Consider the following 23,128-nt stretch of genomic DNA (forward strand, 5'->3'; position numbering starts at 1 on the left):
TATCGAATGCCGCTTCGCAGGCGGCATTTGGCACGCGTTAAAGGCACGTCCGCTTCGTGCTATAAACACCCCGGTAGATCCGGGGTGTTTTGCTTTGTGGAGGTCGACGTGGCGCCTGGTGGACTGTTCTGGTGGATCGGGGCGGGTGTGCTTGTCGTGCTGGAGCTGATGAGCGGCACCTTCTATCTGTTGATGATCGCATTCGGTTTCGTCGCGGCCGCGCTTGCGCGCATTGCCGGCGCCGGGCCCGATCTGCAGTTCGTGGTGGCGGCGCTGGTCGCGCTTGCGGCGGTCGTGGCGCTCAGACGCTCGCGCTTTGCCCGTCGCCGGCGCGAGCAGGCGTCGCGCAATCCCGATGTCAATCTGGACATCGGGCAGACGTTGAACGTGCCGGCCTGGCAGGGCCGCAAAGCACGCGCGACCTATCGTGGCGCCGCATGGGACGTCGAGCTGGCCGCGGGCGAGCCCGAAGACGCACAGGTCTACGAGATCAGGGAGTTGCGCGGTAGTTGTCTGGTCGTCGTCGCGAGCCGGCAGCCGAAGGCGCGCGCGAGCGCGACCTGACGATCTGAACCCGAGTGTTGGGTGCGGTGTTCGCCACACGCGCTCATCGATGTCCGTTCACAAAGCGAAGCACCAGAGCCTAATCTGAACACGCAGGCCCGACCAACCTGCGCACAACAATTCGAAGCAGAAGCGGAGGGTAGCGATATGGATTCAACCATCGTCGGGGCGGTGCTGCTGATCGTCGTGATCGTGCTCGCGTCGCAGACCATCAAGATCGTGCCGCAGCAGCATGCGTGGGTGCTCGAGCGCCTCGGCCGCTATCACGCGACGCTGACGCCGGGTCTGAGCTTCGCGTTTCCGTTCGTCGATCGGGTCGCGTACAAGCACGTGCTGAAGGAGATTCCGCTCGAAGTGCCGAGTCAGGTCTGCATCACGCGCGACAACACGCAACTGCAGGTCGACGGTGTGCTGTATTTCCAGGTCACCGATCCGATGAAGGCATCGTACGGATCGAGCAACTTTGTGTTCGCGATCACGCAGTTGTCGCAGACCACGCTGCGCTCGGTCATCGGCAAGCTGGAGCTCGACCGGACTTTCGAAGAGCGCGATTTCATCAATCACAGCATCGTGTCCGCGCTCGACGAGGCGGCCTCGAACTGGGGCGTAAAAGTGCTGCGCTACGAGATCAAGGATTTGACGCCGCCGAAGGAAATCCTTCACGCGATGCAGGCGCAGATCACCGCCGAGCGCGAGAAGCGCGCGCTGATCGCGGCCTCGGAAGGGCGCAAGCAGGAGCAGATCAATATCGCGTCGGGCGGCCGCGAGGCGGCGATCCAGACGTCCGAAGGCGAGCGGCAGGCGGCGATCAACCAGGCGCAGGGCCAGGCCGCGGCGATTCTGGCGGTGGCCGAGGCGAACGCGCAGGCGATCCAGAAGATCGCCGCGGCGATCCAACTGAACGGCGGCATGGACGCGGTCAATCTGAAAGTGGCCGAACAGTACGTGAACGCGTTTTCGAACCTCGCGAAGCAGGGCACGACACTGATCGTGCCGGGCGACATGTCGAACATGAGTTCGATGATCGCGTCTGCGCTGACGATCGTGAACAAGGGCAGGGCGGCAGCGGAGCCGCCGCGAAGCGACCTGCGCTGACGAACTGAGCAATCGGCGCGCAATGAGCGCGTGACAAAAAGCAAATGGCCCGCCATCGATGTGCGGGCCATTTTTCTGCGTGAGCCGCAAACGAATCGCGCTTACGTCGGCGAGCGCATCAAACGCGCCTTCTCGCGCTCCCAGTCGCGCTTCTTCTCGGTCTCGCGCTTGTCGTGCATCTTCTTGCCCTTCGCGAGACCGATCTCGCATTTGACGCGACCGTTCTTGTAGTGAAAATTCAGCGGCACGAGCGTGTAGCCGCGCTGCTCGACCTTGCCGATCAGCTTGCTGATTTCCTCGCTATGCAGCAGCAGCTTGCGCGTGCGCACCGGATCGGGATGGATGTGCGTCGACGCTTCGGGCAGCGGGCTGATGTGCGTGCCGATCAGAAACAACTCGCCGTTGCGGATCACCACGTAGCCTTCCTTGATCTGGCCGCGCCCTGCGCGCAACGCCTTGACCTCCCATCCTTCGAGCACGAGGCCGGCCTCATAGCGTTCCTCGACCGAATAGTCGTAGAAGGCTTTTCTGTTGTCGATGATGCTCATGAATGGAAAGTGCCCAACTCGTTTAAAATTACGATTTTAGCAAAGCGGGACAAGGAAAGCCCGCCGCGCTCATCCACCCTTGCCACGCGCTGTTCAATTTATGGCAGATGTCCAGAAAACCGTGTTGATTCGCCATTCGGCGGAACAGATGTTCGACCTCGTCACCGACGTCGACGATTACCCCAACTTCCTGCCATGGTGCGGCGGCATCGAAATTCGTCACCGGGACGACACCAGCATGGAGGCGCGGATCGATATCAACTTCAAGGGCATCAAGCAGCATTTCGCCACGCGCAACTCGATGGAGCGCCCCACGCGCATCGACATGGAATTCGCCGATGGTCCGTTTCGCAAGTTCACCGGTTTCTGGCGCTTCACGCCGCTGCGCGCGGATGCGTGCAAGATCGAATTCGCGCTGCACTACGAGTTCACCAGCATCCTGCTCGAGAAGATCATCGGGCCGGTGTTCAATCACATCGCCAATACCTTCGTCGAATCTTTCGTGAAGCGCGCCAATCAGCGCTATGGTCAGGCATGAGCGCGCGGCTAACGGTTCAGGTCTGCTATGCGCTCGCCGGCGAGCAGGCGTTGATTGCGGTCGAGTTGCCCGTAGGCGCGACGCTGAGGCAGGCGATCGACGCAAGCGGGATTCTGCGGCGTTTTCCGTCGATCGATCTGAACACGCAGAAGGTGGGCGTGTTCGGCAAGCTCAAGCCGCTCGATACGGTGCTGGCCGACCATGATCGCGTCGAGATTTACCGGCCTTTACTGGTCGATCCGAAGGTGTCGCGCCAACGGCGCGTCGAAAAGACGCGCAAGGCTGGGTCGATCGAGGGGCGGCGCTGGTTGAACAAGGATTCGCGCTAGGCGGCGCGAGTCGGCGGGGCGGTGAATTTTTTCGCCCGCCGCCCGCGTCACATCATCACGTCACATCACCTCAAGGCGCCGCCGTTTGCGCCTTCTCGTCCCTGCCCTCGATGCGCGCCGTACCCGACGAATCGTCGTCCGAATGTCGGCGCACCGACCGCCAGACCCCCGTCACCAGCAGCAGGATCGCCGCGAGTTCGAGCGGGCGAGGCAGGCGCTCGTCGTAAATGAACGCATAGAGCAGCGCGAATAGCGTCTCGAACACGATCATCTGGCCGGACAGCGTCAGCGGCAGCCGTTTTGCCGCGGCATTCCACAGACCGTTGCCGAGCCACGACGCGCCGATCGCGAGCACCAGGTTGAGCAGCCAGAACGTGTGCCACCGGGCATCGGCCAGCTGGCCCTGCGGGCCGCCGGCCGGTAGCACCGCGACCACCAGCCACAACGCGCCGCCGAGCGCGCCCGTCACGACGCCCCACAGCACCGACCATTCGTTGCCGCTGAAATGCGTCTGACGCTGCAGGTAGCGGGCGTTTTCAACCGCGAACCAGGTCCAGCAAAGGAGCGCGCCCACCGCGCAGGCGACGCCGAGCAAGCGCGTCGCGATGCTCACCGGCGCCGCACCGGCCACCGTAAACACGTCGATATTGATGCACACGATGCCCGCCATCACGGTCGCGAGCGGCCATGCGAGGCGCGCGAGCGGCACGGCGCCGTGATCGCGCCGGCCCATCAACGTGACCGTGACCGGCAGCACGCCGACGATCAGCGAGGCCGGCGCGATCCCGATCAGGTGCACGGCGGCCGTCAGCAGCAGGTAATAGACGATGTTGCCGGCCAGCGCGAGCTTGACGAGCGCGATCAGGTCCTCGCGGCTCAGCCGTTTGGCGAGCGAGCGCGCGATCGGCAGCGCCGCGGCGAGCGACACCACGCCGTACATCGAATAGCGGCCGGCGACGAGCAGCAGCGGGGAGAAGTCGGGCAGCACCCGCGGCACCAGAAACACCATGCCCCACAAGGCTCCGGCCATGACCCCATATATGACACCGCGCTGCATTGACTGCCCCTTCTGGATAACCTGGAATGGGCGGCAGAATAGCGGTTTCGCGGACGGGGCGTCTTGTTCGATCCTGCATTCGTGTCGCTCGATCGCCGATGGCCGCCGGCCAAGGGTCCAGCGTTTGCCTGCGAACGCGCAAACGAAACCCGATCGAACCCGACGCGAAAAGCGAAGCGAAATCGGCGCGTGCCGGAGCGGTAAAAAATCGTCTGAAATTCGCTAAGCTGCTGTTCGCGCAGTGAAAACCGGGGTGGTATCGCGTATAATTCGCTTTTGCGCCTATAGGATTTGCCATGCGTCTGATCCAAACAGCACTCACGTTCGATGACGTGCTCCTCGTCCCGGCCTTCTCCGATGTTCTGCCGCGCGACACCAGCCTCAAGACCCGGCTGACCCGCAACATCTCCCTGAACATGCCGCTCGTGTCCGCCGCGATGGACACGGTCACCGAAGCACGTCTGGCAATCGCCATGGCGCAAATGGGCGGCGTCGGCATCATCCACAAGAACCTCACGCCGGCCGAGCAGGCGCGTGAAGTGGCCAAGGTCAAGCGTTTCGAGTCGGGCGTCGTGCGCGACCCGATCACCGTGCCGCCGCAAATGAAAGTGCGCGACGTGATCGCGCTGTCGCGCCAGCATGGCATTTCGGGCTTCCCGGTCGTCGAGGGCGCGCAGCTCGTCGGCATCGTGACGAACCGCGACCTGCGCTTCGAAGAGCGTCTGGACGAGCCGGTGCGCAACATCATGACGCCGCGCGAACGCCTCGTCACCGTCAAGGAAGGCACGCCGCTCGCCGAAGCGAAGGCGCTGATGCACAGCCACCGCCTCGAGCGCGTGCTGGTCATCAACGACTCGTTCGAGCTGCGCGGCCTGATGACCGTCAAGGACATCACCAAGCAGACCGAACATCCGGACGCGTGCAAGGACGAGCACGGCAAGCTGCGCGCGGGCGCGGCGGTCGGCGTCGGCGCGGACAACGAAGAGCGCGTCGAACTGCTCGTGCAGGCCGGTGTCGACGTGATCGTCGTCGATACCGCGCATGGCCACAGCAAGGGCGTGCTCGAGCGCGTCAAGTGGGTCAAGCAGAACTTCCCGCACGTCGAGGTGATCGGCGGCAACATCGCAACCGCCGCGGCTGCCAAGGCGCTCGTCGAATACGGCGCGGACGGCGTCAAGGTCGGTATCGGCCCGGGCTCGATCTGCACGACGCGAATCGTCGCCGGCGTCGGCGTGCCGCAGGTCACCGCGATCTCCAACGTGTCCGAAGCGCTGAACGGCACCGGCGTGCCGGTCATCGCCGACGGCGGCGTGCGCTTCTCGGGCGACGTCAGCAAGGCGCTCGCGGCGGGCGCGAGCGCGGTCATGATGGGCAGCATGTTCGCCGGCACCGAAGAGTCGCCGGGCGAAGTGTTCCTGTTCCAGGGCCGCCAATACAAGTCGTACCGCGGCATGGGCTCGGTCGGCGCGATGAAGGACGGCGCGGCGGACCGCTACTTCCAGGACAACTCAGCGAACATCGACAAGCTGGTGCCGGAAGGCATCGAAGGCCGCGTCGCGTACAAGGGTTCGGTCAACGCGATCCTGTTCCAGCTGATCGGCGGCGTGCGCGCGAGCATGGGCTACTGCGGTTGCCGCACCATCGCCGAAATGAACGAGAAGGCCGAGTTCGTGCAAATCACCGGCGCGGGCCTTCGCGAGTCGCATGTGCATGACGTGCAAATCACCAAGGAAGCGCCCAACTACCACGTGGACTAAACGCCCATGAAGCCACTGCTGCGCGTTGTACTGATCCTCGATGCGTTGGTGCTGCTGGCGTTCGGCCTGCTATTCGTGCTGACGCCGTGGATCTCGCTGTACGACGCGCTGCAACTGGTGCCAACGGAGCCGATGCTGGTCGGCCAGGCGTTCGGCGTCGCGCTGATCGGGCTCACATGGCTCGCGCTGCATGCGTCGTTCGACGGGGCGCTGACTTCGACGGTCGCGAAGGTCGTCGGTCATGTGCACTGGCTGATCGGCGTGCTGATGCTGGTCTGGCTGCTGGGGCTGCATACGCCGTCGCTGACTGGCTTCGGGCAGATGGTGGCGGTGCTGGCCGGTGTCGCGCTGGTGGTGATCGGGCTTGGCGGCGTGCGACTGTCGGGTGTGGTGCGGCGGCGCGAGAAGGGGGGCGTGGTCAAGTCCTCGTCGAGCAAGGCCGACAGCCGGGCTGATAAGCGTGCCGCGAAAGAAGCCGAAAAGGATGCCGTACAGAAGCGCGAGCCACGTGCCTCAGCGGGCTTCCCGATCTATCAGGCGGAGCCGGTGCCAGAGCCCGTCGTGCCGGTCACGCGACCCGTGAATCCGGCTGGCGCGGCTCCCGTTGCCACTGCCGCGCCGCTTGGTCCGGCTGCAAGCGAGCCTGGCCTGAGCGAATCCGAACCCGCCGCGCGCGACACCAGCAACGACGTGCCCGGCGCACCGCGCCCGCCGTTTCATGGCTGAAGCGCCGCGCGCCAGGCCGTTTGCCGAAGCTACCGGGTTTGGTTCGCGCGCATCGCAGGCGGCAAGTTCCGCCATTGGTCGCGCCTTTGTGCTTCATCGTAATGTTTGCTGTCCGCGCCGCGCCGAGACCGTCGCCGCGTGGACCGCTTTGAACTCATCGCCGCGCCTCGTGCGCGGCATTCCGTATCCGCTCACTTCTGATTCCGTCCGCTGCCATGCATGACAAGATCTTGATTCTCGACTTCGGTTCGCAAGTCACCCAACTGATTGCACGTCGCGTTCGCGAAGCCAACGTGTATTCGGAAATCCATCCGTACGACGTCGACGCGTCGTTCATCCGCGACTTCGCGCCGAAGGGCGTGATTCTGTCTGGCGGCCCGAGCTCGGTCACCGAGGAAGACACGCCGCGCGTGCCGCAAGCCGTATTCGAACTCGGCGTGCCGGTGCTCGGCATCTGCTACGGCATGCAGGCGATGGCGCAGCAGCTCGGCGGCAAGGTCGACATCGGCCATCTGCGCGAATTCGGCTACGCCGAAGTGCGCGCGCGCAACCATACGAGCCTGCTCGAAGGCATCAGCGACTTCACCACGGCCGAAGGCCACGGCATGCTCAAGGTGTGGATGAGCCATGGCGACAAGGTGCTGGAAATGCCGCCGGGCTTCGCGCTGATGGCATCGACGGAATCGTGCCCGATCGCCGCGATGGCCGACGAACAGCGCCGCTTCTACGGCCTGCAATGGCATCCGGAAGTCACGCACACGGTGCAGGGCCGCGCGATGCTCGAGCGCTTCGTGCTGCAGATCTGCGGCGCGAAGGCCGATTGGGAAATGGGCCACTACATCGACGAAGCCGTCGCGAAGATTCGCGAGCAGGTCGGCAACGAGCACGTCATTCTGGGGTTGTCGGGCGGCGTGGATTCGTCGGTGGCGGCGGCGCTGCTGCATCGCGCGATCGGCGATCAGCTGACCTGCGTGTTCGTCGATCACGGCCTCTTGCGCCTGAACGAAGCCGAGCAGGTGATGGCGCTGTTCGCCGATCACCTTGGCGTGAAGGTGATTCACGTCGACGCGAGCGAAGCATTCCTCGGCAAGCTCGCCGGCGTGACCGATCCGGAAGCGAAGCGCAAGATCATCGGCGCGGAGTTCGTCGAAGTGTTCCAGGCCGAAGCCGGCAAATTGACGGACGCGAAGTGGCTGGCGCAAGGCACGATCTATCCGGACGTGATCGAATCGGCGGGCAAGGGCAAGAAGGCCGCGCAGACCATCAAGAGCCACCATAACGTCGGTGGTCTGCCGGAGACGCTGAACCTGAAGCTGCTCGAGCCGCTGCGCGAGCTGTTCAAGGACGAAGTGCGCGAGCTTGGCGTGAAGCTCGGTCTGCCGCACTCGATGGTGTATCGCCATCCGTTCCCGGGCCCGGGTCTGGGCGTGCGGATTCTCGGCGAAGTGAAGCGCGATTTCGCGGACCTGCTGCGCCGCGCGGACGCGATTTTCATCGAGACGCTGCGCAACACGATCGACAAGGAAACCGGCAAGTCGTGGTACGACCTGACGAGCCAGGCGTTCGCGGTGTTCCTGCCGGTGAAGAGCGTCGGCGTGATGGGCGACGGGCGCACCTACGAGTACGTCGTCGCGCTGCGCGCGGTGCAAACGCTCGACTTCATGACCGCGCATTGGGCGCATCTGCCGCATGAACTGCTTGGGCATGTGTCGAACCGGATCATCAACGAAGTGCGCGGGATCAACCGGGTTGTCTATGACATCTCGGGCAAGCCGCCTGCGACGATCGAGTGGGAGTGATCAGCCGTCCCGACCGTACCGGCACGACCTGGCAACACAACACATCAAAGCCCGCGTTTTCGCGGGTTTTTTTGTTTTGGGCCGCTGGATTCGCAGGTTGTGAACGGCGCCGCGATTGACACCGGCATGTCAGACCAGATCGAGCCGCGCCCCATCTCGACGGCACGATTCGGCGGTAACCCCAAATGGGCGGTCTTGGCATCGCGATTTTTCCGGGCATTCCGCTGGGGTCGTTTCCGCACCGCGATCTGGTCGCGCGCCGGCTCGAAGCGCCGCTCGTTACGCGCGACGTGAATCTGATCCGACGCGCCGAGCATTCGTTGTCGCCGGCCGCTGAGTCCTTCACCGAGCTTTGGTACAAGCGCATCGGCAAGCCGGCCGGCCAGTGGCGCGCTGTGATTGCGCATGGCCTGTCATACTGTATGAATATACAGTAACATGGCTGCAATGGGCCGCTTGTGCGGCGGTATGCGAATTGGCGGAAAAATTTCAGCTAGGGAACGAGGCACGATGCCTGAACAACTGTGGTTGCCCGGGCTAGAGGCGCCGCCCCCGCCCACCGACGGGCTCTTTTTCGCGGTTTATCCCGATGCCAATACCGCGGCCGGCATGGCGAAGTTCGCGCAACAGCTTTGCGCGGAGGTACGCGGGCGCAGCGGCGTGCGCGGCAAAGCGCTCGCGGCGAACCGTTTGCACGTGACGCTGAGGCATCTCGGCAATTTCGCGGGCGGCTTGCCGGCGGATGTGGTCGAGGCGGCGAAACGGGCGGCCGCCGCGGTCAGCATGGCGCCGTTTACGGTCGAATTCGACGCGATCGCCAGCTTCGCGAAAAAGCCGCGGCTCGGGCCGGCGGTGCTGGTCGGCGAGCACGGTGTGCGCGGACTGCAGGCGCTTCACGATGCGCTCGAAGCGAGCTTGCGGGACGACGGCATCGAGCCCGATGCACGTTTTACGCCGCACGTGACGCTGGCGTACGGGATGCCGTGGATCGAGCGCCGTCCGGCCGAGCCGGCATGCTGGAACGTGCGCGAGTTTGCGCTGATGCACAGCCTGCTGGGACGATCCAAACATATCGTTCTCGCGCGCTGGCCGTTGGTGGGGCGAAGCTGAGGAGCGGGGGGCGCGCCGGCCACCGCGGCGTCGAATGCGCGGGTGTATCGCCTGGCAACCGTTAGAACCGCACGCTTGTCCCGCAGCCTCCGGCATAGGCGCCACCGCTTGCCGCGGCGCCGCCGCAAAAGACGCCGCAGCCGGAAAGCAGCAAGGCCGCGGCAATCGCCGTCAGCGCGGTACCCACGCCGATGCGCCGACACGTGTGCGGGCTCCCTCGCACCGGCTGCACGGCGCCGTCAGGACACGGATGCGCAACGGGAAAAGTACTGGGACGGCTGATCGGTTTGAATGACATCGCGGCATCGACTTCGACGGGAGGAAAATCATGGCTTGCCGCGCCAGTCAAGCGCTGCGCGCGTCGTACGGCTCGATGACCTACTCTAAGTCGACGCTGAAGCACCGTCAAACGTCGAATAGCCGGCAAATCGGCGCTTTTATGCCGTCGGGGGAGCACTGAATGCCCGTGCACTCCCTGATAGAATGCTCGGGCCGCAACGTAGTGGATTGCAGATGAAATTGCTTGATGCGCTTGTCGAACAGCGTATTGCCGCCGCCGCCGCGCGCGGAGAGTTCGACGACTTGCCGGGCGCGGGCGCGCCGCTGGCCCTCGACGACGACGCGTTGGTGCCGGAAGAGGTGCGCGTCGCCAACCGGATTCTGAAAAATGCGGGCTTCGTGCCGCCCGCCGTCGAGCAGCTTCGCGCGTTGCGCGACCTGCAAACGGAGCTGAATGCCGTGAGCGATCAGGCGACCCGTTGCCGTCTCCAGGCCCGCATGCTCGCGCTCGATATGGCGCTCGAATCGCTGCGCGGCGGCCCGATGGTCCTGCCGCGCGAATATTGCCGCCGCATCGCCGAACGTCTGTCGGAACGCGTGGGCAATGTCGATGTGGCGGGAGCAGGTTCACAGTGAACGAGCCGCTCGCGTGTCCCGCCTCGATCGGCTCTTCGGCGCAAACCGAGGACGGCGAGAAATCCGTTGACGCTAGCATCGGCGCAGTGTCCGCGCCGGCGGCTGATCGACCTGTGGCCGGTCCTGCCATCCCTCCCGTAAATTCCGAAGCTCCCATCATCTCCGAACGCGACTTGCGCTTCATGGCGCTCGCTCAGGCCGCCGCCGAAGAAGCGCGCGCGGCCGGCGAAGTACCGGTCGGCGCGGTGCTGGTGCGCGGTGACGAAGTCATCGCCACGGGCTTCAATCATCCGATCGGCGCGCACGATCCGTCCGCGCACGCCGAAATGGTTGCGCTGCGCGCCGCCGCGCAGTCGCTCGAAAACTATCGTCTGCCGGGTTGCGAGCTCTATGTGACGCTCGAGCCTTGCCTGATGTGCGCCGGCGCGATCATGCACGCGCGCATCGCGCGTGTCGTGTTCGGTGCGCGCGATCCGAAAACCGGCGCGTGCGGCAGCGTGGTCGATGCGTTCGCGAATCCCCAGTTGAACCATCACACGACGGTCAGCGGCGGTGTCCTCGAAGCCGAATGCGGTGCCGCGCTCAGGTCGTTTTTTGCCGAGCGGCGTCGCGCGAGCCGCGCAGCGCGCGCGGCGGCTCGTGGTGAAGTGGCTGAAGGGTCCGTTGGCACCGCCACTGACCCCGCAACACCCCCGAGCAGCGAACCGCCCCCAACCACGCCGCTCTAAAACAACAACGCCCAACGGGTCTCGCCATGACCGCTCATCGCACCATCGAATTGATTGCGCCATCCGGCTATCCGCATGATCCGGAGGTGTTGCATCGCGCGTTGCATCGGTTGCGGGCCCAGGGGCATCGTGTCGACGGCGAGGCGGCCGCAAAGCGCCGCTACCAGCGCTTCGCCGGCACCGACGGCGAGCGCGCGGCCGATCTGAACCGGCTCGCCGATCCATCGCGCGAGTTGCCCGATGTCGTGCTGGCCGTGCGCGGCGGCTACGGCGCGGTGCGGATTCTGCACGGTCTCGACTACGAAGGCCTGCAGCGGCGGCTCACCGATCAGCCGATCGCGCTCGTCGGTCACAGCGACTTCACCGCGATCCAACTGGCGCTGCTCGCGCGCGCCGGCTTGAAGACCTTTGGCGGCCCGATGCTGATGAGCGATTTCGGCGCCGAGGAACTCAGCGAATTCACGATGCGGCATTTCTGGTCGGCATTGACGCAGCCGACCCTCACGATCGCGAGCAACACGCCGCAAGCGCAGAACGTCGATGTGACGGGCACGCTGTGGGGCGGCAATCTGGCGGTGGTGGCGTCGCTGGTCGGCACGCCGTACATGCCGCCGGTGCAGGGCGGCATCCTGTTCGTCGAAGACGTCAACGAGCAGCCGTTCCGCATCGAGCGGATGATCTATCAGCTGCATCTGGCCGGCATCCTCGCGCAGCAGCAGGCGCTCGTGCTCGGCGACTTCACGGGCGGCAAGCCCTACGACTACGACAATGGCTACGACCTGCAGGCGATGGTCGAGCAAGTGCGCTCGCTGATCGGCATTCCAGTCGTGACGGGGCTGCAGTTCGGGCATGTCCACAACATGGTGACGCTGCCGGTCGGCGCTAATGCGCATCTGGTCGCGAATGCGCATGGCTTCAGGCTGACGGCATCGGGCTATCCGAGCCTTGGCTGAAGCCCGCGTGGGTGGGGCAGAGGCGGGCGAATAGCCCGCTTTTTTTCGCGTTATCAACGCAACTAACTGTCTGCATTATGCAGCTCACCACCTCCCACATCCGTCGCCAATGTTTTTTGTTTTTGTTGACAAAAACCCGGCCGCCAACGGTCGGCTTGGCGCCGTGAAAACGGGGAATATTTCCGTCAGACAGCCGCGCAGCTTGACTTGCAGGCGTTCCCTGACGCAACGCAGCACGAGAACTGTCGAAAATTGACGCAAAAATTGTTGACAATATTTGTGTCCGTCCTATGATGACCAACATACCGAGACGCCAATCATGTCCGACACCGAATCAGTCGCGAACAGTTCGAAGCCCGAAGCAATCGCCGAGCGCATCCGCGCGGCGATCCTCGAGCATCGGCTGGCACCCGGCGCGAAGCTCACCGAAGCTCAGCTATGCGAAGTATTCGGCGTGAAGCGCGGCCCGATCCGTCAGGCGCTGTCGCAGCTGGCAGGTGAGCGGCTCGTCGATCTCGAGCCGAACCGTGGCGCGTTCGTCGCGAGTCCGTCGTTGCAGGAGGTGCACGAGGTGTTCGAAATGCGCCGCATCATCGAGCTGGCCGTCGTCGAAAAGATCTGTAGCGGACACGGCATGCGGCGTCTGAAGAACATCGGCGGCATGATCGGCCGGGAACGCAAGGCATTCGAAACGCGGGATTTTCCGGCATGGATCCGCTTGTCGGGCGAGTTTCATACGGAGCTCGCGAACCTGACCGGCAACTCGGTGCTGTGCGATTGCCTGAACGGGCTGGTCGCGCGTTCCACGCTGATTTCCGCGCTGTACGAGTCGCTCGGACGCAGCCCGTGCTCGTTCGAGGACCACGAAGCGATTCTCGCCGCGCTCGACGCCGGCGATGCAAAGCAGGCGGCCGCGCTGATGTCGCGCCATCTGCAAAGCGTCGAGTTGAAGATGCTGGAGCGCCCCGCGCGCGGTGCAGCGGATCTGCACGAAGTATTCGGTGCGCTCGCGCCGAAAGAAACATCAACGTAAAGAGCCGAAGCCGACTCCACCCCAGGCTGAGGCAGGTAGCAGGCGAGCGCCCGTTGGTGGTGCGCGCCGCACTGAATCGAACTGAACCGATAGATGCACGGCAGGGCGGCCTCGCGTGAGCGCCGACGGCCTGAACACGCACGTCCGTCGCGAGACGACGGACTTTAGGGTAGCGACGCATCGCCGGAAATCCGCGGCGGCCGGCGATGCGACAACCACAAGTACGTCAGTACGGAGACACGCGCGGCACGGTCCGGGACCACGACGCCGACTTCTGCGACCCATACAGGGCAAGAAGCGAGCAACTGGCATGGCCGATGCAATGTCCGTCGATGCGCTTTCGACGGTCCCTATCCAAAGGAGGAATCATGGCTCAGTTCAGTGCAGCGCCAGGCAGTCACCCCATCCCCAACTATCCGGAAGGCACGGCCCAGACCGGTCCGTCGATGCCGGCCGGCTACAGCGAGCGGCTCTACAACGCGGACCTCGCGCCGCTGCGCGCGCAGAACTGGACCGCGTACAACATCTTCGCGTTCTGGATGTCGGACGTGCATAGCGTGGGTGGCTACGTATTCGCGGGGAGTCTCTTCGCGCTCGGCCTGACGAGCTGGCAGGTGCTGGTCGCGTTGCTCGTCGGCATCACGCTCGTGAACGTGCTGTGCAACCTGATTGCGAAGCCGAGCCAGCTGAACGGCGTGCCGTATCCGGTCGCGTGCCGCGCGACCTTCGGCGTGCTCGGCGCGAACGTGCCCGCGGTGATCCGCGGCCTGATCGCGGTCGCGTGGTATGGCATCCAGACCTATCTCGCGTCGAGCGCGCTCGTGATCGTCGTGCTGAAGTTCGTGCCGCAACTGCTGCCATACGCGGACGTGCATCGGCATGGCCTGCTCGGTCTGTCGACGCTCGGCTGGGCCGGCTTCATGCTGCTGTGGGTACTGCAGGCGCTGGTGTTCTGGCATGGCATGGAGACCATCAAGAAGTTCATCGATTTCGCCGGTCCGGCCGTCTACGTCGTGATGTTCATTCTCGCCGGCTACATGGTGTATCGCGCGGGCTGGCGCAACATCGGCATCAACCTCGGCGGCGTCAAATATCACGGCATGGAAGTGGTGCCGGTGATGATCACGGCGATCTCGCTGGTGGTGTCGTACTTCTCCGGACCGATGCTGAATTTCGGCGACTTCTCGCGCTACGGCAAGAGCTTTCGCAGCGTCAAGCGCGGCAACTTCTGGGGCCTGCCGGTCAACTTTCTCGCGTTCTCGCTGGTGACGGTGATCACGACCGCGGCCACGCTGCCGGTGTTCGGCGAGCTGATCACGGACCCGGTCGAAACGGTGGGCCGCATCGACTATCCGATGGCCGTGATTCTCGGCGCGCTGACCTTCACAATCGCGACGATCGGCATCAACATCGTCGCGAACTTCGTGTCGCCGGCCTTCGACTTCTCGAACGTCGCACCGCGCCTCATCAGCTGGCGTGCGGGCGGCATGCTCGCGGCGGTCGCTTCGGTGTTCATCACGCCGTGGAACCTGTTCAACAATCCGGCCGTGATTCACTACACGCTCGACGTGCTCGGCAGCTTCATCGGACCTTTGTACGGCGTCCTGATCGTCGATTTCTATCTGGTCAAGCGTCAGAAGATCGTGCTCGACGATCTGTACACGGTTGCGCCGAACGGCTCGTACTGGTATCGCAACGGCGTCAACTATCGCGCGGTGGCCGCGTTGCTGCCTGCCGCGCTGCTCGCGGTGATCTGCGTGATGGTGCCGGGCCTCGACGGCCTCGCGAATTTCTCGTGGTTCATCGGCGCGGGACTCGGCGCGCTGTTTTACCGGATGCTCGCGCGCTGAGCTTCATGGAGCGCCATGTTTTCGCCGCTGCAATATGAGTCGAACAGGAGTCGCCATGCGTATCAAACTGATCAATCCGAACACGACGCGCCGCATGACCGAGGCGATGGGGCACTGCGCGCGCGAGGTCGCCGCGCCCGGCACCGAAGTGATCGCCGTCAATCCGACGATGGGCCCGCCGTCGATCGAAGGCTATTACGACGAAGCGCTCGCCACGCCCGGTCTGCTCGCCGAAGTCGCGGCCGGCGAGCGGGAAGGCTGCGACGGCTACGTGATCGCGTGCTTCGGCGACCCGGGTCTCTACGCGGCCCGCGAGTTGGCGCGCGGGCCGGTGATCGGCATTGCCGAGGCGGCGATGCACGCGGCGAGCGTGCTCGCGCCGGGCTTTTCGGTCGTGACGACGCTCGCGCGCACCTGCGGCATGGCCTGGCATCTGGCCGAGCGCTACGGTATGAAGCGCTTCTGCCGCAACGTGCGTGCGACCGACGTCGCCGTGCTCGATCTCGACAAGCCCGGCTCGGCGGCGCGCCGCATCATCCTCGACGAATGCCGGCGCGCGCTCGACGAGGACGGCTCGGACGCGATCGTGCTCGGTTGCGCGGGCATGGCCGAGCTATGCGCGGAGATCGAGGACGCGCTCGGCGCGCCGGTGATCGAAGGCGTGACGGCGGCCGTCAAATGGACCGAGGCACTGGTGGCGCTGCGTCTCGCGACGGCCAAGCGCGGCGACTATGCACGGCCGCTCACGAAGCGCTACGACGGCGCGCTCGCCTCGTTCAGCCCCGGCCCGCTGCGGGTAAACGCCGACTCGGCGGAGACCCAGGCGGACGCGCACATACACTCGCTGTAACACGCACTATCTGCCCGGCCGTATGGGCTCACCGGGGCGTTTTCGCTACACTGGGTCAACTCGGTGCGGCGGCTTCGGCCGCCGCTGAAGCCTCGGAACGAGCGCTTGCAAAGGTCAGTTCCGGCGTCGTTGCCGAGGGGTTTCGAGCTCGAGCTTCATGCGCGAGCTTCACGCAAATTCCTGGTCCCGTCACTACGCATCCGTCAAACCATGCCACTCGACCCGAACTACCCACGCGATCTGATCGGCTACGGCCGCCACCCGGTGCACGCGAACTGGCCGGGGCGAGCGCGCGTCGCGGTGCAATTCGTCCTCAACTACGAAGAGGGCGGCGAAAACTGCGTGCTGCACGGCGACCCCGGTTCCGAGCAGTTCCTGTCGGAGATCGTTGGCGCGGCGGCGTATCCGGCGCGGCACATGAGCATGGAGTCGATCTACGAATACGGCTCGCGCGCGGGTGTGTGGCGCATCCTGCGCGAATTCGAAAGACGTGACCTGGCGCTGACGGTGTTCGGCGTCGGCATGGCGATCGAGCGGAATCCGGAAGTCGCGCGGGCGTTCGTCGAACTCGGGCATGAGATCGCGTGCCACGGCTATCGCTGGATTCACTATCAGGACATGTCGCCGGAGAAGGAAGCGGAGCACATGCGCCTCGGCATGGAGGCGATCGAGCGGGTGACCGGCGTGCGGCCGCTCGGCTGGTACACCGGCCGCGACAGTCCGAACACCCATCGGCTGGTCGCCGAATACGGCGGTTTCCTGTACGACTCCGATTACTACGGTGACGATCTGCCGTTCTGGATGGACGTCGAGGTGGCGGGCGGCAAGAGCGTGCCGCAACTGATCGTGCCGTACACGCTCGACACCAACGACATGCGCTTCGCGACGCCGCAAGGCTTCAACACCGCGGACCACTTCTTCACCTACCTGCGCGACGCGTTCGACGTGCTGTACGAAGAGGGCGACGAAGTGCCGAAGATGCTGTCGATCGGTATGCACTGCCGGCTGCTCGGACGGCCGGGGCGTTTCCGCGCGCTGCAGCGCTTTCTCGATCACATCGAACAGCACGATCGCGTATGGGTGTCGCGGCGAATGGATATCGCGCGGCACTGGCACGAGACTCATCCTTACCAACAGGACAACCGCGAGGCTGCGGCATGAAGGCGATGCAATACACCCTGGACCAACTCAACAGCCTCTCGACCGACGCGTTCGTTGCGACGCTGTCGGGCATCTTCGAGCACTCGCCGTGGGTCGCGGAGATTGCGGCGCGGCAGCGGCCGTTCGCGAGCATCGAGGAACTGCATCGCAGCATGTCGCAGATCGTCGAAACCTCGGGCGAGGACAAGCAGCTCGCGCTGATCAACGCGCACCCGGAACTGGCCGGCAACGCCGCGGTGCGTGGCGAGCTAACCGCCGAATCGACCCGCGAGCAAAGCGGCGCCGGGCTCGCGCAATGCACGCAGGAAGAGTTCGACAAGCTGCATGCGCTCAATCACGCATATCGCGAGAAGTTCGGCTTTCCGTTCATTCTCGCGGTGCGCGGCTATGACCGCCACGGCATCATCGCGAACTTCGAATCGCGCGTGAACAATAGCCGGGCCGACGAAATGCGCGCGAGCCTCGATCAGATCTATCGCATTGCACGTTTGCGGCTCGACGACCTGATCCGCGTGTGACGCGCACCGCGTCACGCAACGAGCCGCAACGTTTTTCCCGCACCAATCGATATCAAGGACGACAAAGATGGCACTTCCGATTCTCGACCCCAACGCACCGGAATTCACGCGCCGTTACGTGAATCTGGCGGACCCGCGTCTGGGCGCGCAGGCGCTCGAGGCTAGCGACGAATTCTTCGCGCCGAAGGACCGCATGCTGAATCCGGAACCGGCCGTCTTCATTCCGGGCAAGTACGACGACAACGGCAAGTGGATGGACGGCTGGGAAACGCGCCGCAAGCGCACGACCGGCTACGACTGGTGCGTCGTCAAGCTCGCGCGGCCGGGCGTGATCAAGGGACTCGACCTCGACACCAGCCACTTCACCGGCAACTTCCCGCCGGCGGCGTCGGTGGAAGCGGCGCGGGCCGTCGATGGCGAGCCGAACCAGTCGACGCAATGGACCGAGATCGTGCCGTCCACCACGTTGCAGGGCAATAGCCACCACTACCTCGAAGTCGCCGACGCGAACGCGTACACGCATCTGCGCGTGAACATCTATCCGGACGGCGGCATCGCGCGTCTGCGCGTGTACGGTCAGCCGCAGGTGGACTGGGCGGGCGCGAGCCGCACCGAGCAGTTCGATCTCGCGGCGATGGAAAACGGCGCATATCTGGTCGGCGCGAACAACCAGCACTTCGGCGCGGCCTCGACGCTGCTGATGCCGGGCCGCGGCGTGAATATGGGGGATGGCTGGGAAACGCGTCGTCGTCGCGAGCCGGGCAACGACTGGGCGATCATCGCGCTCGCGCAGCCGGGCGTGATCCGCAAGATCGAAGTCGACACCGCGCACTTCAAGGGCAACTATCCGGATCGCTGCTCGATCCAGGCCGCGTACGTGAAGGGAGGCACCGATAGCTCGCTCGTCACGCAGGCGATGTTCTGGCCGGTGCTGCTCGGCGAGCAGAAACTGCAGATGGACAAGCAGCATTTCTTCGAAAGCGAGATCGCGGCGCTCGGGCCCGTCACGCATGTGCGCTTCAACATCTATCCGGACGGCGGTGTGTCGCGTCTGCGTCTGTGGGGTACGCTCGAATGAAAACGCTCGCCATCGAACCGCTGACGAAAGAGGCGTTCGCCGCATTCGGCGACGTGATCGAACTCGAAGGCGCGAAGCAGATTCCGATCAACCGCGGCACGACGATCCGCTATCACGACCTCGCGAAAGTCGACGTGACCGACGAGCACGGCCGCACGCTCGTCAATCTGTTTCGTGGCCAGCCGCGCGCGCTGCCGTTCGAAGTGAAGATGCTCGAGCGTCATCCGCTCGGCAGCCAGGCATTCGTGCCGCTGAACGACAAGCCGTATCTGGTCGTCGTCGCACCCGCGGGCGAACTGGACGCGGCGAAGATTCGCGCGTTCGTCACGAGTGGTTGGCAGGGCGTCAACTACGCGAAGGGCGTATGGCACCATCCGCTGATCGCGTTGGGCGAGATGAGCGACTTTATCGTCGTCGATCGTGGCGGCGAGGGGCTCAATCTGAACGAGCAGGATCTGGCGGAGTCGCTCTGGCTCACGGAAGATGCGTTGAGCGCGGTGGCGGTTTGATGGCAATGCAGCTGCCGGGTAGCCGGTAGCGTTGCGGTTGAAAAGAAAAGCCCGCGACGTGCGTTACGTCGCGGGCTTTCTTGCATGGATCACGATCACTTGCGCCTGCCGAGCAGCGGCGAATGCCCGATGACTTCTCTTGACAGCTCGGGCGGCTCCGGCGCCGAAAATCCCGCTGCTTCGATGGCCGGCTTGAGCCCGCTGAATTGCAGGCTCTTCTTTGGCGAACGCAGCGATGTCATGCCGTCGTCCCACGCATGCAGCATCTGCTTGGCGACCGTGCGCCACTGCGGTTCGTTGCGCGCTGCCTCGATCAACTCGTGACCGACGTCGACAGCCGAGTCGCACAGCGCCTCGACCATTTGCGCATATTGCCGCGGAGCGATGCCCATGCGCGTGTTGAAAAAGCGTTCCAGCGTTTTACCGGCTGCCCAGGTCTTGCGGCCGTCGATGGCGAGGCCCGGCGGATTGGCGGCGAAGCGCGGATAAGCCTGGGTCGTCACGACATCGTAGACGGGCGTGAACGCGACATCGTCGACCGACGTATAGAACAGCGCGACGTTCTTGGTGTGGCAGTCCGCATTGCGCACGACGTAGTTGGTCAGCAGATGCCAGCCGAGCTGCTGGAGCTGCGTTCGCGTGGTGTCGCGATCGAGCAGATACGCTCTTGCCGCGTTGAGCATTTTCTCGCTGGTCGAATTGTATTTTTCGTGCGGCGGCAAACCGAGCAGGCCGCACAGGTCTTCGACGCCGTACGCCGGCAGTCCATCTTCGTCGACATCGAAGCGCTCGACGACGAGCGCCCGGCCATCGTCCGACATCTGGGTGCGCGCAACGGGCGCCACCCCGAGCCGCTCCAGCACCCGCATCGAATGGAACTCGTTGAAACCGAGAAAGGGCGTGTTGTCGTCCGAACCTTTGACGATGTGACGGCTCGTTCGAATCGTCGGCTTTCCGAGCCGCAACGGTGTCGATGCGGCAGGCTGCGCTTCCGGCGCGATGAACTTCGGCACGACACCTGAAATGGCCGCTCGCGCGTATTCACGCACCAGTTGCGCAAAATGTTCGGCGGTGTTGTCGCCGTGCAGGATGTGCTGGACGTCGAGCGCCTCCAGTTCGGTGCCCGGCGCCACGCCTTCTGGCGTCACGGTGACCCGGCCGATCCCCATCGAACCCACGACGGCGAGCAGCGACAGATCGGTTCCGTCGAGCAAGGGCCCGAATTGCTCGCGGATCAGATTCAGCAGATAGCCCTCGGGCAGGTTCTGCCGGAAAAACGGATGCAGGTCGCGCGGCCAGCGCCAGGCCTCTTCGCGCACCGGCATCGTCAGACTGACGAAGTCGGCCGCGCTCGCATCGCGGTTGTATTTGAGGACATAGTCGTCGCGCTCGCGAAACAGCGTGGCAACGTTCTTGCCCAGTACCTGAACGTCGAGCTTCATGGCTGCGCGTCCGGGCTGCGCTGTTCAGCGAGGATGTCTTCGAGCGTGCGGCCATGTCCATGCGCGACGAACTTGAGGTCGTAACCGGCGGCTTCGAGCAGGCGCACGAGCACGGACACGCTCATATCGTTTTTGGCGAGCGTCTCCATCCGCGCGACGGTCGTGCGGGCCACGCCCGCGCGGCGCGCAAGCTCTTCCTGCGATAGCTTGCTGTCGCGTCGTACGGCTTTCAGCATGTCCGAGACATCGGCGAGGTTGGTCATTTGTGGCCTCAGGGCGTCAAATTCAACGTATTTGCCATTTATTGTAGCCCAAGAGTTACAACAAGTTTGTTTGTTTTTGTGCCTCTAGGGCTACATTTTATGCATCTTTGGCTTAGTTTGTGGCCCAAGGGCGACAAATCTAATGTATCGATGCCACTGACTGCCCCCGCCATTCCTCCCCAAACGACAACGGGCTTGCCGCTCTCGCGACAAGCCCGTACACACACCAGCCTCTACCTCGGCACCGGAATCGTGATCCCGACAGACGTCTTTACTTCGCCGCGCCGCCTTCGAACCACGCGGCGATCTTCATCCGCTCGTCGTCGGTCATGTGCGTGACGTTGCCGAGCGGCATCGCTTTCAACGTGACCGCCTGCTGGTAAATGCGCTGTGCGTTCTGCGAGATTTCGTCGGGGGTATCCATCAGCACGCCGGCGGGCGCGCTGCCCATCATCGTCGGATGCGAGGAGTGGCAAGCCACGCAGCGCTGCTGCAACACCGGCGCGATGTCGGCGACCTTCAGCGTCGGCGCGTTGGCGGCCTGCGCCTGCGGCACCACCGGACGCGGCATGGTCCACACGAGCGCCGTGCACATCAGCGCGACGCCGACGAGCGGCAGATACCACAACACCTGGCCGCGATGGCGCATCACGAAGAACTGACGGATCAGCGCGCCGGCCAGCATGATGACGACGAGCACCGCCCAGTTGTACGGATGCGTATAGGTCATCGCGTAGTGGTTCGACAGCATCGCGAACACGACCGGCAGCGTGAAGTAGGTGTTGTGCACCGAGCGCTGCTTGCCGCGCTTGCCGTAGATCGGGTTCGGCGTGTCGCCCTTTAGCATCGCGTCGACCATCTTGCGCTGGCCCGGAATGATCACGAAGAACACGTTGGCCGACATGATCGTCGCGAGCATTGCGCCCATGATCAGATACGCCGCGCGGCCCGCGAAGATATGACAGGCGAGATACGCCGCGATCAGCACATATACGCCGACACAGATGCCGAGCAGTTTGTCGCGCGTGCCGAGAATGCGGCACAGCGAGTCATAGACGATCCAGCCGGCCGCGAGGAAACCGATCGCCGAGGAGACAGCGACCACCGGTCCCATGTCGAGCACGTTCTTGTCGATCAGGTAGGTGCTCGGCGAGAACAGATACAGCACGGTAAAGAGGCCGAAGCCCGACAGCCACGTCGTGTACGACGGCCATTTCGACCAGTGCAGGTCTTCGGGCATTTCCGGCGGCGCGACCGTGTACTTCTGCATGTTGTAGAAGCCCCCGCCGTGCACGTGCCACAGTTCGCCGAACACGCCGCGACGGCGCTGGTTCGGATCGGTCGGCGGTTTCAGGCTGTTGTCGAGCGCGACGAAATAGAACGATTCGCCGATCCATGCGATGGCGGCGATGACGTGGAACCAGCGAATCGCGAGGTTCAACCAGTCGGTGATAAAGCCTTCCATGAAACTCCTCCACTTCTGATTCGTTGTGCGCGCGATGACGTTCGACGTCGCCGGTCATCGCGCCGACTGCGGATAGAAGACGCAGCGCGGCTTGTTATGGGTATCGCGGGGCGCTTGTGCGTATTGGTGTCTGTTCGTGCCGAAGCGGACGCGGCTTGCATCCGGCAGGGCTAGCTGCCCCGATACGTGCTGTACGAAAACGGCGACACCAGCAGCGGCACGTGATAGTGCGCGCTGGCATCGGCGACGCCGAAGCGCAGCACAACGCGATCGACGAAGCGCGGTTCCGGCAACCTGGTGCCGAGCGACGCGAAGTAGTCGCCCGCGCCGAACACGAGTTCGTACTCGCCAGCGACGAGCGCGTCGCCCTCGAGCAGCGGCTCGTTGCAGCGGCCGTCGTGATTGGTGACAGTGGTTTTGAGTGCGCGGCGCGTGTCTCCGGCGAGCGCGAAGAGTTCGACCTTAATGCCTGCGCCGGGACGGCCGTTCGCGGTGTCGAGCACGTGGGTAGTGAGCTTGCCCATTCGCAATTGTCCTTGTGTGAATGCGAGGTGTCGGCGGCGGCCCGATCCATTACGTTTGCGGCGGATCGAGGCTCCACGTCAGTGGCTACATACCCGTCGGCGAATTGAAGCGAGCGCCGTGGCAGCCATTGTAAAAAGGATGCCCTGTTCAGCGCGCGAGCGATAGGAAAGATAATAGTTCGCGCATGATGGACAGCCAGTCGAAAGCCGCGCCGGCTCATCGGCCGATCGTACCGGCGCCAAAAATGCACCACTATATTGGCGGTGTGAAGTTGGGTATCGCAACCGCGCGAGTTGCCAGCGGGATTTTGGCTAC

General features: G+C 64.2%; 25 protein-coding genes. 18 read left to right on the forward strand and 7 right to left on the reverse strand.

The features are described from left to right. The first annotated feature begins 108 nt into the window (after positions 1–108). Both AB3X94_RS02530 and AB3X94_RS02535 read left to right on the forward strand, forming a co-directional pair. A complete protein-coding gene (locus AB3X94_RS02530) occupies positions 109–564 on the forward strand; it encodes an NfeD family protein (protein ID WP_176124981.1) in 456 nt (151 codons plus the stop codon). A 147-nt stretch (positions 565–711) separates the two neighbouring features. After that, a complete protein-coding gene (locus AB3X94_RS02535) occupies positions 712–1,659 on the forward strand; it encodes an SPFH domain-containing protein (RefSeq protein WP_176108302.1) in 948 nt (315 codons plus the stop codon). Between the two features lie 101 nt (positions 1,660–1,760). Here the strand turns inward: AB3X94_RS02535 and smpB are convergent, their stop codons facing one another. Then, the gene (gene smpB / locus AB3X94_RS02540) at positions 1,761–2,207 is read right to left on the reverse strand and encodes an SsrA-binding protein SmpB (RefSeq protein WP_013089686.1); all 447 of its coding nucleotides are present in this window, start codon (positions 2,205–2,207) and stop codon (positions 1,761–1,763) included. A 100-nt stretch (positions 2,208–2,307) separates the two neighbouring features. On the opposite strand from smpB, the gene AB3X94_RS02545 reads away from it, so the two are divergent. Together AB3X94_RS02545 and AB3X94_RS02550 are read left to right on the forward strand one after the other, a co-directional pair. Continuing rightward, positions 2,308–2,745, forward strand: coding sequence for a type II toxin-antitoxin system RatA family toxin (locus AB3X94_RS02545; protein WP_013089685.1), 438 nt, complete (start codon positions 2,308–2,310; stop codon positions 2,743–2,745). Beyond that, on the forward strand, positions 2,742–3,074 hold the full coding sequence (locus AB3X94_RS02550) for an RnfH family protein (protein ID WP_368610706.1): 333 nt from the start codon (positions 2,742–2,744) through the stop codon (positions 3,072–3,074). Before AB3X94_RS02545 ends, AB3X94_RS02550 begins: the two co-directional genes overlap by 4 nt. Positions 3,075–3,144: 70 nt before the next feature. Here AB3X94_RS02550 and AB3X94_RS02555 read toward each other — a convergent pair whose 3' ends face one another. Then, a complete protein-coding gene (locus tag AB3X94_RS02555; protein WP_368610707.1) occupies positions 3,145–4,131 on the reverse strand; it encodes a DMT family transporter in 987 nt (328 codons plus the stop codon). Between the two features lie 296 nt (positions 4,132–4,427). On the opposite strand from AB3X94_RS02555, the gene guaB reads away from it, so the two are divergent. The 3 genes from guaB to guaA all read left to right on the forward strand — a co-directional run bounded on the left by guaB (position 4,428) and on the right by guaA (position 8,413). After that, entirely contained in the window at positions 4,428–5,888 is a 1,461-nt protein-coding gene (gene guaB / locus AB3X94_RS02560; RefSeq protein ID WP_176108305.1) for an IMP dehydrogenase, read from the forward strand. A 6-nt stretch (positions 5,889–5,894) separates the two neighbouring features. Further along, entirely contained in the window at positions 5,895–6,614 is a 720-nt protein-coding gene (locus tag AB3X94_RS02565; protein WP_176108306.1) for a hypothetical protein, read from the forward strand. 215 nt (positions 6,615–6,829) lie between these two features. Further along, a complete protein-coding gene (guaA, locus tag AB3X94_RS02570; RefSeq protein WP_176368964.1) occupies positions 6,830–8,413 on the forward strand; it encodes a glutamine-hydrolyzing GMP synthase in 1,584 nt (527 codons plus the stop codon). A gap of 44 nt (positions 8,414–8,457) precedes the next feature. Here guaA and AB3X94_RS02575 read toward each other — a convergent pair whose 3' ends face one another. Then, positions 8,458–8,820, reverse strand: a complete 363-nt coding sequence (locus AB3X94_RS02575; RefSeq protein WP_368610708.1) for a hypothetical protein — start codon at positions 8,818–8,820, stop codon at positions 8,458–8,460. Between the two features lie 103 nt (positions 8,821–8,923). On the opposite strand from AB3X94_RS02575, the gene AB3X94_RS02580 reads away from it, so the two are divergent. The 11 genes from AB3X94_RS02580 (at position 8,924) to AB3X94_RS02630 (ending at position 19,118) form a co-directional block, all read left to right on the forward strand. After that, a complete protein-coding gene (locus AB3X94_RS02580) occupies positions 8,924–9,523 on the forward strand; it encodes a 2'-5' RNA ligase family protein (RefSeq protein ID WP_176108309.1) in 600 nt (199 codons plus the stop codon). A 513-nt stretch (positions 9,524–10,036) separates the two neighbouring features. After that, positions 10,037–10,438 carry a DnaJ family domain-containing protein gene (locus AB3X94_RS02585; protein WP_176125601.1) on the forward strand — a complete coding sequence of 134 codons (402 nt, stop codon included), beginning with the start codon at positions 10,037–10,039 and terminating at the stop codon, positions 10,436–10,438. A 113-nt stretch (positions 10,439–10,551) separates the two neighbouring features. After that, complete coding sequence (tadA, locus tag AB3X94_RS02590) at positions 10,552–11,166, forward strand: tRNA adenosine(34) deaminase TadA (RefSeq protein WP_368610783.1); 615 nt, start codon at positions 10,552–10,554, stop codon at positions 11,164–11,166. 26 nt (positions 11,167–11,192) lie between these two features. After that, positions 11,193–12,119: a muramoyltetrapeptide carboxypeptidase gene (ldcA, locus tag AB3X94_RS02595; RefSeq protein WP_176108311.1), complete on the forward strand. Its 927-nt coding sequence runs from the start codon at positions 11,193–11,195 to the stop codon at positions 12,117–12,119. A 319-nt stretch (positions 12,120–12,438) separates the two neighbouring features. Beyond that, the gene (locus AB3X94_RS02600; protein ID WP_176108312.1) at positions 12,439–13,152 is read left to right on the forward strand and encodes a GntR family transcriptional regulator; all 714 of its coding nucleotides are present in this window, start codon (positions 12,439–12,441) and stop codon (positions 13,150–13,152) included. A gap of 368 nt (positions 13,153–13,520) precedes the next feature. Further along, positions 13,521–15,002 carry an NCS1 family nucleobase:cation symporter-1 gene (locus AB3X94_RS02605; protein ID WP_368610709.1) on the forward strand — a complete coding sequence of 494 codons (1,482 nt, stop codon included), beginning with the start codon at positions 13,521–13,523 and terminating at the stop codon, positions 15,000–15,002. A gap of 55 nt (positions 15,003–15,057) precedes the next feature. Next, on the forward strand, positions 15,058–15,852 hold the full coding sequence (locus tag AB3X94_RS02610; protein WP_176108314.1) for an aspartate/glutamate racemase family protein: 795 nt from the start codon (positions 15,058–15,060) through the stop codon (positions 15,850–15,852). 210 nt (positions 15,853–16,062) lie between these two features. Continuing rightward, entirely contained in the window at positions 16,063–17,013 is a 951-nt protein-coding gene (gene puuE / locus AB3X94_RS02615) for an allantoinase PuuE (protein WP_176108315.1), read from the forward strand. Further along, complete coding sequence (gene uraD, locus AB3X94_RS02620; protein WP_368610710.1) at positions 17,010–17,531, forward strand: 2-oxo-4-hydroxy-4-carboxy-5-ureidoimidazoline decarboxylase; 522 nt, start codon at positions 17,010–17,012, stop codon at positions 17,529–17,531. The genes puuE and uraD overlap by 4 nt, the downstream gene beginning before the upstream one ends. Positions 17,532–17,598: 67 nt before the next feature. Then, positions 17,599–18,609 carry an allantoicase gene (gene alc / locus AB3X94_RS02625; protein ID WP_368610711.1) on the forward strand — a complete coding sequence of 337 codons (1,011 nt, stop codon included), beginning with the start codon at positions 17,599–17,601 and terminating at the stop codon, positions 18,607–18,609. Further along, entirely contained in the window at positions 18,606–19,118 is a 513-nt protein-coding gene (locus AB3X94_RS02630; protein ID WP_368610712.1) for an ureidoglycolate lyase, read from the forward strand. Before alc ends, AB3X94_RS02630 begins: the two co-directional genes overlap by 4 nt. 95 nt (positions 19,119–19,213) lie before the next feature. Here the strand turns inward: AB3X94_RS02630 and AB3X94_RS02635 are convergent, their stop codons facing one another. The 4 genes from AB3X94_RS02635 to uraH all read right to left on the reverse strand — a co-directional run bounded on the left by AB3X94_RS02635 (position 19,214) and on the right by uraH (position 22,812). Then, complete coding sequence (locus tag AB3X94_RS02635; protein ID WP_176108319.1) at positions 19,214–20,560, reverse strand: type II toxin-antitoxin system HipA family toxin; 1,347 nt, start codon at positions 20,558–20,560, stop codon at positions 19,214–19,216. Then, positions 20,557–20,823, reverse strand: a complete 267-nt coding sequence (locus AB3X94_RS02640; RefSeq protein WP_008920757.1) for a helix-turn-helix transcriptional regulator — start codon at positions 20,821–20,823, stop codon at positions 20,557–20,559. The genes AB3X94_RS02635 and AB3X94_RS02640 overlap by 4 nt, the downstream gene beginning before the upstream one ends. 271 nt (positions 20,824–21,094) lie before the next feature. Continuing rightward, a complete protein-coding gene (locus AB3X94_RS02645) occupies positions 21,095–22,288 on the reverse strand; it encodes a urate hydroxylase PuuD (protein WP_176108320.1) in 1,194 nt (397 codons plus the stop codon). Positions 22,289–22,458: 170 nt separating this feature from the next. Beyond that, positions 22,459–22,812 carry a hydroxyisourate hydrolase gene (gene uraH / locus AB3X94_RS02650; RefSeq protein ID WP_368610713.1) on the reverse strand — a complete coding sequence of 118 codons (354 nt, stop codon included), beginning with the start codon at positions 22,810–22,812 and terminating at the stop codon, positions 22,459–22,461. Between the last annotated feature and the right edge of the window lie 316 nt (positions 22,813–23,128).

Origin of the sequence: Paraburkholderia sp. BR10923, from assembly GCF_040948765.1 — a bacterium.
Lineage (GTDB): Bacteria > Pseudomonadota > Gammaproteobacteria > Burkholderiales > Burkholderiaceae > Paraburkholderia > Paraburkholderia youngii.